12 protein-coding genes are annotated in these 13,367 nt (G+C 38.1%); 1 reads left to right on the top strand and 11 read right to left on the bottom strand.

The genetic code is table 11. From position 1 onward, the window contains the following. Positions 1-86: 86 nt before the first annotated feature. The 7 genes from E3C75_RS04550 to E3C75_RS04520 all read right to left on the bottom strand — a co-directional run bounded on the left by E3C75_RS04550 (position 87) and on the right by E3C75_RS04520 (position 6,788). Entirely contained in the window at positions 87-425 is a 339-nt protein-coding gene (locus tag E3C75_RS04550) for a hypothetical protein (protein WP_111679301.1), read from the bottom strand. A gap of 283 nt (positions 426-708) precedes the next feature. Then, positions 709-1,602 (bottom strand): replication initiator protein A, encoded by an 894-nt coding sequence (locus E3C75_RS04545; RefSeq protein WP_111679299.1) that lies wholly within the window; start codon positions 1,600-1,602, stop codon positions 709-711. Then, on the bottom strand, positions 1,602-1,793 hold the full coding sequence (locus tag E3C75_RS04540) for a hypothetical protein (RefSeq protein WP_111679297.1): 192 nt from the start codon (positions 1,791-1,793) through the stop codon (positions 1,602-1,604). Before E3C75_RS04540 ends, E3C75_RS04545 begins: the two co-directional genes overlap by 1 nt. Before the next feature lie 126 nt (positions 1,794-1,919). Next, entirely contained in the window at positions 1,920-3,062 is a 1,143-nt protein-coding gene (locus E3C75_RS04535; protein ID WP_024704214.1) for a peptidyl-prolyl cis-trans isomerase, read from the bottom strand. A gap of 61 nt (positions 3,063-3,123) precedes the next feature. Beyond that, a complete protein-coding gene (locus E3C75_RS04530) occupies positions 3,124-3,831 on the bottom strand; it encodes an O-methyltransferase (RefSeq protein ID WP_024704213.1) in 708 nt (235 codons plus the stop codon). A 181-nt stretch (positions 3,832-4,012) separates the two neighbouring features. Next, positions 4,013-5,818, bottom strand: coding sequence for an oligoendopeptidase F (gene pepF / locus E3C75_RS04525; protein ID WP_111679293.1), 1,806 nt, complete (start codon positions 5,816-5,818; stop codon positions 4,013-4,015). A gap of 10 nt (positions 5,819-5,828) precedes the next feature. Next, positions 5,829-6,788: a competence protein CoiA gene (locus E3C75_RS04520; protein WP_011680817.1), complete on the bottom strand. Its 960-nt coding sequence runs from the start codon at positions 6,786-6,788 to the stop codon at positions 5,829-5,831. Between the two features lie 1,293 nt (positions 6,789-8,081). Here E3C75_RS04520 and E3C75_RS04515 point away from each other — a divergent pair. Next, a complete protein-coding gene (locus E3C75_RS04515) occupies positions 8,082-8,978 on the top strand; it encodes a LysR family transcriptional regulator (RefSeq protein WP_111679291.1) in 897 nt (298 codons plus the stop codon). 277 nt (positions 8,979-9,255) lie between these two features. On the opposite strand, the gene metG is transcribed toward E3C75_RS04515, so the two are convergent. The 4 genes from metG to E3C75_RS04490 all read right to left on the bottom strand — a co-directional run bounded on the left by metG (position 9,256) and on the right by E3C75_RS04490 (position 12,946). Further along, complete coding sequence (metG, locus tag E3C75_RS04505; protein WP_111679289.1) at positions 9,256-11,259, bottom strand: methionine--tRNA ligase; 2,004 nt, start codon at positions 11,257-11,259, stop codon at positions 9,256-9,258. A gap of 193 nt (positions 11,260-11,452) precedes the next feature. Beyond that, a complete protein-coding gene (locus E3C75_RS04500) occupies positions 11,453-11,860 on the bottom strand; it encodes a hypothetical protein (RefSeq protein WP_223899730.1) in 408 nt (135 codons plus the stop codon). Continuing rightward, entirely contained in the window at positions 11,853-12,092 is a 240-nt protein-coding gene (locus tag E3C75_RS04495; RefSeq protein ID WP_084828537.1) for a hypothetical protein, read from the bottom strand. The genes E3C75_RS04500 and E3C75_RS04495 overlap by 8 nt, the downstream gene beginning before the upstream one ends. A 440-nt stretch (positions 12,093-12,532) precedes the next feature. Next, a complete protein-coding gene (locus tag E3C75_RS04490) occupies positions 12,533-12,946 on the bottom strand; it encodes a hypothetical protein (protein WP_084828536.1) in 414 nt (137 codons plus the stop codon). Positions 12,947-13,367 lie beyond the last annotated feature (421 nt).

Raw genomic sequence — 13,367 nt, 5'->3', positions numbered from 1 at the left:
ATTATTGTCTTTTGTCGGGTGACGGTTGGTGTGGTTTCGTTCTTGTTGGTCTTCAAAGCTCCAACCATTCCCATTTTTCCAATCCGTCATGTATTACCTCCTAACTTTCTTTTCCATGTGCGGTGATAACCTGTTCCTGTTAGCTTAAGTCTGTTGAGCATTCCATAGCGACATCTTCTCGCAATTAAAATTCCATTTCTTTCAATTGTGCGAATTGCTGGATAAACGTCTTTGTATTCAATCTTCAGTTCTACAGTCATAGCTTTACCTGCAACATAAGCTCTTCTTGAAACAGTTCCATACTTTGGTTTTAGTTTCAGTATCTCACCTGTATCAAGATAGACTTGAGCACCACCTTCACGTCCTAACTGTTTTAAGTCTCTAATGCAAACATCATTGTTTGCTTGGTTTTCAAATTTATTCATTCTTTTCTCCTTCTCGAATAAATTTAGGTTGATTTACACCCATGCTGTATAACCTCCTTTTGGTTATATCCGTGTTTCATACGCACCGTTTATGGTCATAACGGCAAACCTGCGAACAATGCAACTTGTGACTGAGACTAGATAACTAGTTTTACACTCCGCCCCCAATTTTGTATCTCATAGTCACGCTGTATCAGGGCAGAGGGGGTATTCAATTGTCAATGGTCAGCAAGTAGTTTTACGACTTGCTCGGGTCAAATAATGTTATACCTAAAAAGAATAATTAGACTATGTCTTTATTCTGTTCCTTACGCATCGACTGATTTACTTCAGCTAATATGCCATTAAAAACATATTCAGCAATTACCTCAGAAGAATGAGCAAACCTCATATTTTCTAAAGCGTACTTGTAGCGGTCATCAAAATGAATCATCGCATAGTCAGCAGACGTTTGAGAGAAATTCTCTTTTAGCAACTGGTCATGTACCAAGCTATAGATATACTCACGGTCATACTTGGTAGCTTTATCAACTTTTCTTGAAATAACAGAAGGTATTTTTTCTTCTTCAAAAATTTGAGAATCTATCTCCTCATCGTCATCAAAATGACTGACTTTATTATTACTCTCTTTAATCTCACTCTCTTTAATATAAGTTGAGTGCGATTTTGGTACTTCTTGAAGTGTTTCTTTGGAACTTCTTGAAGTTCGATTTTGAGATTTCTTGAAGTTCGATTTTGGAACTTCAGTTGATTTTACTGGGTTTAAGAGGGTTTGAGCTTCTTCAAAATCCATATTAAGCATTTCTATGTCAGTAACAACGTTCTTAACATAAATACGATTAGCTTTACTTAGACCTTGTCTAACTTCATCAATCAGACCAAATTTTATAAGCTCTTTTTTTAATCTAATAACTTTTGCTCTACCGCAACCAAGGTCTTCAGCCAGTTCATCTATGGCGTAGTAAATAAAAACATCTCCTACATCATCTACAAACCGATAATCACCTTTTCTAGTGCTATCTAGCGAAGCACTTAGACGGTCTCTACAAAGCATAAACAATAATTTTGCTTCTGCTTTTAATTTGCGATAATATTTGCTCTTAATAACGACTTTAGGGAGTCTGTAAAAGTTTTCACTATTCAAAGCCTGCTCTAAAGAAATTCTACCGTAAGCCATTACCTTACCTCCCCAACTTTCAGCATCATACCACCTTGTTCAGGAAACTTAATCAAGTTATACTCTTCAAGTTCCTTCAAAGATTCAACTACTTTTTCACGTGACCATCCTGTATCATTCATCAATGACACAATAACCATATTTCTTGATTGTCTTTGTTTAGCACATAATTTTTTCTGATTTGATTTCATAATTGAACCTCCGAGAGTTAGTATGAGAAAAAACAAAGAGAACGCTTTTCACGTTCTCTTAATGTTATTTATCAAATTCTCCCAATTCAGGACACATACACAACATTATCAACTTTATCTTATGATTTATTTGCTAGAGCTTGATGTTGAACTTGATGAAGCTCCAGAACCAGTCACATACTGGTCAAGAATTGCACTAAAGGATTTATCTACAACCTTAACATTGTATTTTTTAAGAACCTTGGCAATTACTGAGTTAGTGAAATTAGTATCAGCTTTCTTACCATTGATGATAACCTTAGTCAAATCATCTTTATAGTTTTTCCAATCTGCATTTTTCTCAGATTTTGAAACAGTTTTGACGACGTAGTAAGTTGCAGCACCAGTTGAGCTATTTGAAACAGTCACTACATCAGAAACGGCATTAGCATCTTGCTTGAAAGCCGCTGTCAAAACATCTGTTGGGAAGTCTTGAGAAGCCGAGTTAACTGTCTTAGAAGTTACTTTCAAGCTGTTATCCTTAGCAACTTTCGAGAAGTCTGCTCCTTCTGCTTTAGCTTCAGAGGCTACTTTATCTGCCACAGCTTTATCAGTAGTTGAAACTACTTGCACCTCTGTATTTGGTGTGTAATTATCATAAGCAGCCTTGTAATTTGCTTCCGTCAAATCTTTTTGTGCAGCTTGGTTAACAGCGTACTCAACCAATTTCTGTGTACGGATTTGAGTACGGTATGACTCTTCTGTCTGACCATAGGCTGCAAGCACTTGTGAAAATTGGTCTCCGTATTGTTCTGAAGCTTGTTTATAGGCTTTATCAACATCTTCTTTGCTGACCTTGCTACCGTATTCTTTTTCAAGGACCTTTTGCAACGTTGCACTCAAAACACTTTGTTGTGTTTGGTTACTACCTTTAAGTGAATTAAAGACATCCCCAACAGTAACAGTATCACCTTTCATAGATACTAAGATTGTTTCTTCAGTCGTTTTGTTTCCCAGAGAAATATACATAGCACCAGCACCAACAAGGGCTGAAACAGCTACAAGGGCAAGACCTCGGAGGAAGGGAGCACCTGAACTTGTTTTAACAGCATCACGAGTTTTCTTAGTTTTAGCACGTTTAGCTTTTTCTTTCGCTTTTTCACTGGCGAGGGCAATGCTTTCCTCTTCTTCTTTTTGACGATCAAGTTGCTCTTGTTCTGTATCTTCATCTGCTACAACCTCTTCAACAGTTTCTTCTGTTGACTCAAGGTTTTCATTTTCTTTAGCCATTTTATCTACTCCTTAAATTGTCAAAATCTCCATTATTATACCACACTTACTTAAATAATGCTTAATCTGGCAAAATAACATTTTCAGAGTTTTTCCGAATCATAAGAAGTCCATCACTCATAGGTATCAAACTAGCAGTCAAATCAGGGTTATCTAAAGTCGCATCAAAAAGGCGATGCAAGCCACGATAGATAGTTCGCTGACCACGACGAACCTCCATGATGTCTTTGGCAATATCCCCACCTTGGAAAATATCATCAAAGACAATGACACCACCAACTGTAAGACGTTTTAAGATTTCAGGCAGAAAGACGATATATTTAGACTTGGCTGAGTCCATAAAGACAAAATCATAATCTATGTCTAAGTCTTGCAATACCTCGGCAGCATCTCCTTCGACCAAGGTAATTTGTTTGCGACTGTCATACTTAGCTAGATTTTCCTTGGCAAAGCCAATCATTTCTTCATTACGATCAACTGTCGTAATCTGAGCATCAGGTGCATATTCAGCCATAAGAAGGGCTGAAAAACCAATAGCTGTTCCTACCTCAAGAATTTTCTTAGGCTGTAAGGTCTGCAACAAAAATCGGAAATATGCAACAACCTCGTGTTGGATAATCGGAATATTCTCCTTACGAGCAAAGACCTCCAGTTCAGCCAAGTGCCCTGTACTCTCCTTAAGATGCGTTCGCATGTAGTCCACGATATCCTTGTTTACTATAGGACGACGCATGTTGTGATTTGCATTTTTACTATATGATTTAACCATGTGTTTTATTATATAAAAAATCCCTAGCGAGTGCTAGAGATTTAGATTAATAGAAACATCTTTTTTGACATTCCCAGTCAATAAATTGTAAAAACCTACATTTAAGACAGCCACTCTTAAACCTAAAAAAGAACCACTCTTTTCCAGAATGATTCTCTCAATATAGTATACTGACTTCTTTTTAAGAAAGATGAACACCTTTTTCAACCAAGGCTTCCAATTCAACTAAGCGGTCTTCGAAAACCTTGAAAGCTGCATCCAAGTAGTCAGTGTTGGTCATGTCAACACCAGCTTTCTTGATGACTTCCAAAGGATAGTCTGAGCTACCTGCCTTAAGGTACGTAAGGTAAGCTTCTTTATCTTCTTCATTACCGTGAACAATCTTTTCTGCCAAGTAGCTTGCTGCTGCAAATCCTGTAGCATATTGATAAACATAGTAATTCATGTAGAAATGCGGAATACGTTCCCACTCAAACTGAATTTCATAGTTATCTTCAGCTTTAAGGTTATAGTATTTCTCATTGAGGTCTGCATAAAGCTTATTCATGAAGTCTGCTGTCAAGATTTGACCCGATGCATCCGCTTCATGGATAGCATGCTCAAACTCGGCAAATTGCGTTTGACGGAAGACGGTTCCCTTAAATCCATCTAAATAGTGGTTAAGGATAGCAAAACGTGTCTTATCATCGTTAACTTCTTTAAGAAGTGTTTCTGTCAAGATATTTTCATTAGTTGTAGACGCAATTTCAGCCAAGAAGATTGGGTAATCTCCGTAAACATATGGTTGTGTCTGACGTGTGAAAGTTGAATGCAAACTGTGGCCAGTCTCGTGAACCAAGGTAAAGAGATTGTCCAAAGTGTCTTGCCAGTTCAAAAGCATGAAAGCATTGGTATCATAGGCACCACCTGAGTAGGCACCTGAACGTTTCCCTTTGTTAGGGTGGACATCAATCCAACGTTCCGTAAAGGCTGCATGAACCCCTTTACTATACTCCTCACCAAAGATAGCCAAGACTTCCTCTGCTTTCTTGAGGGCTTCTTCATAAGTAAGAGCAGTCTCTGTCTCAGAAAGTGGTGCATAAACATCATACATCTTAAGCTTATCAAGTTCCAACACCTTCTTACGCAAATCAAGGTAACGGTGCAAAAGTGGCAAATGCTTATTCACTGATTCTAAGAGTGAGTCGTAAACACTTTCTGGAATAAAGTTAGCTGCAAGTGCTGCATGACGTGCCGAATTATAGTGACGAACTTTAGCCATATAATTGTGAACCTTGACAACGCCTTGAAGTGTTTGTGCATAGGTATGTTGGAACTGCTCATAAGTTCTATACATAGCTTCATAGGCTCCCTTACGGACTTCACGATTCTTAGATTCCATGAGGGTGATAAAGTTACCATGTGTCAACTCAATCACATCCCCTTGACCATCCGATACCCATGGAAAGAGGATATCAGCATTATCCAAGACGTTGAAGGTATCCGTTGGACCGTTAAAAATATCACCAGCTGCTGCCAAGAGTTCTTCTGCTTCTTGAGAAAGAACGTGGTCTTTGTTTGCCAAAAGACGTTCGAAATAGTGGTCATAAAGTCCAAGACCTGGCTCTTGTTCTTTGAAGGATACTAATTTTTCAGATTCCAAAGCCATAAACTCAGGCTCAAAGTAGGCAAAGGCTTCACTCAACTGTGAGTATAGGTTTGAGGCTTTGGCATTGTACTCTTGGTAAAGACCTACCGTTGTATCTTGGTCATTTTTCATTGACGCATAAACGTAGATTTTTTCCAAACGACGCATCAAACTCATATAAAGTTCTGTTGCTTCAAGCAAATTCTTGGCTGAGTCCAAGAGGTGACCAGCAAAGGAACTAGCCTTCTTCAAATCCTGAACAATGCTTTCATATTCAGTCTCCCAATCAGCGTCTGTCGCAAAAATGGTGGTCAAATCCCATGTATATTTTTCTTCTAAATGACAACGATTGTCTGACATAATATTCTCCTTAATTGTGTCTATAATCTACTATTTTAGCATAAAAGTTGGGAGGGCACAGGGTTTGCTTGTAAGAAAAATCCCTTTTTCGATAATACTGCATGAAAAGCTTTTCAAAACCATCAATAGATAATCTAATTTGGACAAATCCATGCTTAGACTCAGGAAACCGCACTTGTGGAAAAAAATCCTGATCGGACAAACTTAACAAATTCATCCCCTTAAGATAAGCCTCCTCCTGCCTTCTCATCCATCTTGGATTTTTCCCCATTAATTCCCGTTGAATAACATGTGAGACTTTCTTTCGCTGAGTCACTTGATAAGTCTCCACCTTTCTGGCCTGATAAGGAAAACGTAATATGGTCATGAGATTTTCTATTAAAGACCAGGTCTTAGTTAAGTAATAAACTCTCCCAAAAATATCCTCATAGATGAGATACTTAAGTCTAATCTCTTCCCTCTCCCAATCAAGTTCCCAGAGGTGGAAACCTATCTTAGTTGTAAAATAAAGAAAATCACGCTGTAGATCTGTTAAACGCTGTCCCAACCACAGTTCTTGCCCCAAAAGCCATCGTACCTCGTAACCTATTTGATGGTAAGCTAAAGTCCGCTCTCTTAAACGTTTCTGTGATAAACGAGAACACTGGACTTCCAAGGCTAAGGAATCTCCAACGAATAAATCCGCAATCTGACCTAACTCAGGCAGAACCTTTTCAATACAAACTCTTTCACCATGATTGTCCAGGGATTGATACACAGTGGCTTTTAGGGATAAATGTTGGGCCGATTCATTTTCTGAGAAAAACTGACAATCCTGCAAAGATTTATGGGCAAAATGCGGGCATATCACCTTTCCCTGTCTCAACAATACAATTCCTTGACAGCCAGGGCACCTATAAGTTTCCTCACGATTCAACCCATTTTCAAGAGCCGAAACCAAGAGCCCTTTCTGATTTTTAGCGATTAACATGACTCCCTCCTTTATACACTCTATTACGTATTCGCAAAAAATGTCATAAAATGAAAAAAAGCATCTAGATTTCTCTAGATGCATCCCCTATTCAAATTAAAACTTGCTCCCTGCTGTATGGAAACATAGGTTCATAGGTGTATTACCTACTTTAAGATACAAGTGCCGATCAATCCATTTGAACTCTTTTCAATTTCTAGAGGTAAATCCCCAATCTACCCTGAAATTAAAACTCGAAAACAGTCTCTATCCCACACGACCATTGAAAATAGTCAATGTAGCATAGACAGATGCTCTCACAAACATCTAGTCAAATTCCATCTCTAAAACACCATTCCAATATGCTTCTTACCCTCTAGTTCCTAATTCTCATCAAGGACTTACTTCCTTTAGTCAATAACAAGATAAAACAATTTTTAGATTTGGATAATCACCATCCAAAATCCTTATTTACTAACATTGAACCACAATTTCCCTAGGTGCAGTTCAATACCAACAAACGCAAAACCGTGTTGGTACAAAATGGTTTCTATCAAAGAGTATCTTGTGATTGATAGTCAGTCAATCTAAAAAGCTTTCCCTCTAGCTTTTGTGCAAATCGTCACACTGCGTACAAAATACTATTTTCTAGAAGAGTATCAGCTAAAATAGCTACTCTCAAAACATACCACCTGTTAAGAAAAGATTTAGTCCGCCTTCTGATAGATCTATTTGCAGGTACTGCTTTATTTTCTTTCCCTCTCCCTTTAAAAAGTACTCTCCCCCTTAAACTCGCCTTCCAAAATGGGATTAGATCTCCAAAACATGTGTTAGAAGTCGTCTTCTTATCATCCTGATTTTTTGGATTGGCTCGTCTAGAAAATCTCACCCACCAACCTTTAGACCGCAACCCTTGTTCAAGTTTACTATGCCTCAGCTATCGGTATATTCTTTTCCGCTATTTATCTACGTACTGGCATCCTCTGATGGACTATTGTTCTGCACTTTTTGGTTATTTTTACTAGTTTCCTTCTGTCCCAAGCGACACAGGCTGCTCCAGCTACAAGTATCTGGTATTTCTGGTTACTATTGATTACCATAGTACTCTGCCTCATTCGTTCTAAAAAATTGGAAGCCATTAGACGTCTTAGCAACTGACACTTTATACAGCATTCCATCAGTACTCCTATAAGATCTGACTTTATAAAAATTTCATATCAGGTCTTCATCTATTCCTATCAGGATTTTACTGATATTAGACTTCTCATTTTGTTATAATATAGGTCACAATCATATTTTAAAAAGGGGTTTCTTATGAATTTTCAACAATGTCGCTATGTTCAGACTATCTCTGAAACAGAATCATTTAGTAAGGCTGCTAAGAAGCTCTTTTTGAGCCAACCTAATCTTTCAGCATCCATTCGTGATTTAGAGGAAGAACTGGGAGTTCTACTCTTTGAGCGCTCCAATACGGGAGCCAAACTGACTGATGATGGCCATGATTTTCTAAAATACGCCAAACGTATCCTTGGGGAGCTGGATCTACTAGAAGGACGCTATCACAAGTCCTTTAAGAAATCGTTCACCATTGCCAGTCACCACTATGATTTTTTGTCACTTCCCATGGCTCATATTGCCAAACGTTTCCGTAGTGATTATCAAGAATTTCAATTAATCGAAACAACAACTAGAAAGATTCTCAAGAGCGTAGAGAGTTTCGAAAGTGACTTGGGGATTATTTATCTCGATGAAGATAACGTCCACATCCTAGAGCGCAGTTTCAAACACATGGATTTGACTTTCACCCCACTTGGAGACTTTGAAACCAAGATTTTCTTGGGACGTCAACATCCCTTAGCCAAGAAAAAATCTCTAAATCTCAAGGATTTAGAGGGATATCCACAAGTCCGTTTTCGTCAGGAAAGCTCTGGAATTCATCTCACCGAGGATCCGCTAGAAGTCCTGCCTGACCAGCAAGTTATCTACAGTAATGACCGAGGCAGTGTCATGAATCTGCTATGTTCCTCTGATAGTTATGCTTCTGGCCTTGGTATTGTCAACAGTTTTATCAAGGACCAGATTGTCCTAATCCCACTTAAGGATAGTCCCAAGCACACTTTGGGTTTTGTAACCAACAATAAACAAAAACAATCTACAATTATTCAAGCATTTATCGAAGAAATTCGAGATAGCTTACTAACCCACCACTAAGGAGACCTTGATGCTATTAGTAAACTAAACAGATACCCTAATGCCTATGGACCTGATGGAAACGTAGAACAAATTAAACATTTATTGAAATATAGTGTATAAAAAAACGAGTTCGACTGAACTCGTTTTAATGTTAAAAATATCTCTTTTCATTACTCTTAGGTGAGTAGGGGTATACAACGAAATCAAAATAAGGAATGGAACGGAAGGCTTATCATTCAAAATCAATTCGTTTTCCCACTCCCACTTAAGGAAATACTATAAAACAGAATTACTGTTAGCCAATAACACTTCCATTTGGAACAGATGGATCTACTGTCAAGACAGTGAGTTTACCGTCATGTTCAGCAGAAAGAATCATACCTTGGCTGACATATTTCTTCATCATCTTACGTGGTTTAAGGTTCGCCACGACTTGAAGTTTCTTGCCGACCAATTCTTGTTCGTTTGGATAGAATTTAGCGATACCTGAGAGGATTTGACGGTCTTCACCGTCACCAGCATCAAGACGGAAACGGAGCAATTTGTCTGAACCTTCGACTTTTTCTACTTCTTTAACTTCAGCAACACGGATTTCAACCTTGTCAAAGTCTTCAAATTTGATTTGGTCTTTTTCAGATTTAAGTTCGACTTCTTCTGGGTTCCATTCTTTTTCTTGTGGTTTGCCTGCGTTCATTTGAGATTGGATGTAGGCAATTTCTTCGTCCATGTCAAGACGTGGGAAGATTGGAGTTCCTTTTGAAATAACTGTAACATTTTCTGGGAAACCTGAAAGTTCAAGATTTTCAAGGTCAAATACCACTGGCAATCCGAGCTGTTCCATGATGGCATTTGAAGTGCTCATCATGAACGGTTGGATCAGGTGGGCTACCACACGAAGGCTAGCTGCCAAGTGAGCCATCACTGCTCTCAATTGTTCCTCGTCACCATCTTCTTTCGCAAGTACCCAAGGGGCTGTTTCATCAATGTACTTATTGGTACGTGAGATGATATTCCACACAGCATCTAGGGCGCGTGGGAAGTCCACAGCATTCATTTGTTTGTGGAACTCTTCGATATTTTCAGCAACAACCTTAGCCAAATCAGCATCAAAGTCTGTAACATTCTCAATATAGGCAGGTACTTGACCATCGAAATACTTGTTAATCATGGCAACTGTACGGTTAAGAAGGTTTCCGAGGTCATTAGCCAACTCATAGTTGATACGGGCCAGATAGTCTTCTGGCGTGAAAGTGCCATCTGAACCGACCGGAAGACTACGCATGAGGTAGTAACGAAGGGGATCAAGACCGAATCGCTCTACCAACATTTCTGGATAGATGACATTACCCTTAGACTTAGACATCTTACCGTCTTTCATGACAAACCAACCATGAGCAACAAGACGTGTAGGCAATGGTAAATCAAGTGCCATCAAGATGATTGGCCAGTAGATTGAGTGGAAACGAAGGATGTCCTTACCAATCATGTGGATGATTTCGTGGTTTTTATCATTTTGCCAGAAAAGCTCAAAATTACCATGCTCATTCTGGCCATAACCGAGGGCAGTAATATAGTTGATAAGGGCATCAATCCACACATAAACCACATGTTTTGGATCTGATGGTACTTTAACTCCCCAAGTGAAGGTTGTACGTGATACCGCCAAATCTTCCAAGCCTGGCTCAATGAAGTTTTTAAGCATTTCATTCATACGACCATCAGGTTGGATAAATTCTGGGTGTTCTTTATAGAAGGCCGTCAAACGGTCTGCGTAGTTGCTGAGTTTAAAGAAATAGGATTCTTCAGACACTAGCTCCACTTCATGTCCTGATGGAGCCACACCACCAATGACATTGCCCTCTTCATCACGGTAAACTTCTGCCAACTGACTTTCAGTGAAGAATTCTTCGTCTGAAACTGAGTACCAACCAGAGTATTCACCAAGGTAGATATCACCTTTTTCCAAGAGACGCTCGAAAACTTGAGCAACAACTTTTTCATGGTAATCATCAGTCGTACGAATGAATTTATCGTATGAGATATCCAAAAGTTGCCAGAGATCCTTAACACCAACAGCCATACTATCCACATACTCTTGTGGTGTGATTCCTGCTTCTTCAGCCCTTTGTTGAATCTTTTGGCCGTGTTCATCAAGCCCAGTAAGGTAGAAGACATCATAGTTCATCATACGTTTGTAACGTGCCAAGACGTCACAAGCAATGGTTGTATAGGCAGAACCAATATGCAATTTACCAGATGGGTAGTAGATAGGTGTTGTGATGTAGAATGTTTTTGTCATTTTAATTTCCTTTCATGTGTTAACAAATGGGCTAACACTGATGATATAACATCTTATTATAGCACGTTTTGGACACTAAAAAAACCAGACTAGCTGATTTTTGCTCTTTTAATATTCACCTAGGAATGAAAGAATTTTTTATCGTCCCTAACATCACGCTCATAGTCGTAATCCAGTTTTTTCTCTTCTTTTGTTAGACGTTTAAAGATTTTTTCTTCTGAAAGTTTGCCTTTTTTATCATAGGTAAGGACATTGATTTTATCGCCATTAACCTTATAGTGAACTGTCTCTTTATGAAATTCCTTATAAGACTTAATATAAACTTTTTACTATCGTCGATATCAGATTTAGTGGTATGTTCGTCCACCTTATAATGATTATCTACAGCTTTCTCAACGACTTTTGTATAATCGACCAAAGATATTGTTAGTTCGAGCGTTATAGACCAGTTGTCAAAACGGAAAGCTTTTTCAGTATCACAATCCAAGTTAACCTCACCAGCCAAGGTATATTCATAAAATTTCAACTGATTGCCTTTAACTTTAACAAAATCACCGTCTTTTAACTTACTTTTCTCATAGAATTTCATACCATCAATCATCTTTTTTGTCCTTATCATAATATCGATAATTTTCTTCTAAGATTTCACCTCCCTCTAGGTAGGTATAAGCATAACCACCAAAAGAAAGTGAAATTATTACATCTGCTCCAATAACAGAAGCAATAACGATTGTAACTTTCTTAGATAAGCCTTTTTTAGATGCCACAACTGGTGTCACTTGTTCAGTTACTGGCTCACTCACATGAACTTGTGGCTGACTATTCTCTGACACAGGCTCTGAGGCTATAAATTCGCCGTTCGCTTTAGCTTGTTGAATTTCTTCTTCGGTTAGTTTGCGATTATTGATTGTTTTGAAATAATCTAACCACTCATTTTTTGTTCATAAAAGTCCCCTTTTTATTGATCTTTCCATTCTACAAGAAAAGAGACTTTTAAGCTATTTGACTATTTTCATACAAAGAAAAGCAATACCAGATTAGAAACTCAAGTCTCTTTCTAATACCACTTTACTTATTTATGAAATTAACTGATTAGATTTTATCAATTCCTTTTTTTGCTACTATCGCTATCGTTAGAGCCTGATTCAGAATCACTGCCATAACCATAATCAAAGTGATCCTTGTAGTTATCATATTGATCACTATATTTTTTCAAATCTTTCTTATAATCTTTGATGGCATCCTTATAGTCATCCCAGCGCTCCTCAGCGTCTCACTTACTCATACGTTTATAAATAACACGTGATTGAAGTTCTCCATCCTTGTCATAAATAGACAGAGTATACTCGTTTCCTGTTTTGACGTAAGTACGTTTTTCTTTTAGAGATTTCTTATATGATTTTACAGATTCTTCAACAGCTTCTTTAGCAGCATCTTTAGTGTAGAATGAATAATCCTTAGACAGTTTCTTCACGAAATCTTTGGTAGTAGATTCAAACTCTTCAACCGTTAAAACCTCTGTCTGAGTCTTGTTCCATGGATCAAACTTCTGAGGGATATCACTTTCATACTCTAACAAGCTAACGTAAGATGATTTATTGTCTTCAAGATAAGTATAGTATCTAGAATTATTATTTTTAACTTCTACAAAAGAGTAAAAGTAAACATCATCAAAAGCGTCTACCATCTTATCTTTATCATCATTACGTTAAGAATAGGCTACTACCTCGTATGTTCCATCCGCAATCTTACCTGATTAGTAACGCCATATTGAGTAACCATCAACGATAAGTAAAATCGCTGTCAAGGATCCTAAGACTGATACCAAAATAATCTTAGTTTTCTTAAACATAGCTCTTTTAGGGGACACTACTTGTTGGAAAGTTGCTGCTGTTTGGGCAAACTGAGGCTATTGTGTCATAGCAATCACAAGTTAAGCTGGCTTAGTCGGCCTTTGTTCCCTCACTTGTCCATTTGAGCTTAAAATGTTAGGTCGCTCAAGTATAAACTCGCCAGTTGCTTGAGCTTGATATAACTCTGCCGGAGTTGGTTTACGACCGTTGACTAATTCAAAGTACTCAATCCACTCTTGCTGGTTTATAATAATC

The sequence above is a fragment of the Streptococcus thermophilus genome (genome assembly GCF_010120595.1).
GTDB classification, from domain to species: domain Bacteria; phylum Bacillota; class Bacilli; order Lactobacillales; family Streptococcaceae; genus Streptococcus; species Streptococcus thermophilus.
The sequence above is the reverse complement of the archived record's forward strand: the minus strand, read 5'-3'. Positions and strand labels throughout refer to the sequence as shown.

Bases quoted from the DNA above. Each gene is read 5' to 3' on its own strand.
- E3C75_RS04515 (WP_111679291.1), top strand. From the start codon at position 8,082: ATGAATTTTCAACAATGTCGCTATGTTCAGACTATCTCTGAAACAGAA.
- E3C75_RS04490 (WP_084828536.1), bottom strand. From the start codon at position 12,946: ATGGTAGACGCTTTTGATGATGTTTACTTTTACTCTTTTGTAGAAGTT.
- E3C75_RS04550 (WP_111679301.1), bottom strand. From the start codon at position 425: ATGAATAAATTTGAAAACCAAGCAAACAATGATGTTTGCATTAGAGAC.
- pepF (WP_111679293.1), bottom strand. From the start codon at position 5,818: ATGTCAGACAATCGTTGTCATTTAGAAGAAAAATATACATGGGATTTG.
- E3C75_RS04500 (WP_223899730.1), bottom strand. From the start codon at position 11,860: ATGATTGATGGTATGAAATTCTATGAGAAAAGTAAGTTAAAAGACGGT.
- E3C75_RS04520 (WP_011680817.1), bottom strand. From the start codon at position 6,788: ATGTTAATCGCTAAAAATCAGAAAGGGCTCTTGGTTTCGGCTCTTGAA.
- metG (WP_111679289.1), bottom strand. From the start codon at position 11,259: ATGACAAAAACATTCTACATCACAACACCTATCTACTACCCATCTGGT.
- E3C75_RS04545 (WP_111679299.1), bottom strand. From the start codon at position 1,602: ATGGCTTACGGTAGAATTTCTTTAGAGCAGGCTTTGAATAGTGAAAAC.
- E3C75_RS04530 (WP_024704213.1), bottom strand. From the start codon at position 3,831: ATGGTTAAATCATATAGTAAAAATGCAAATCACAACATGCGTCGTCCT.
- E3C75_RS04540 (WP_111679297.1), bottom strand. From the start codon at position 1,793: ATGAAATCAAATCAGAAAAAATTATGTGCTAAACAAAGACAATCAAGA.
- E3C75_RS04535 (WP_024704214.1), bottom strand. From the start codon at position 3,062: ATGGCTAAAGAAAATGAAAACCTTGAGTCAACAGAAGAAACTGTTGAA.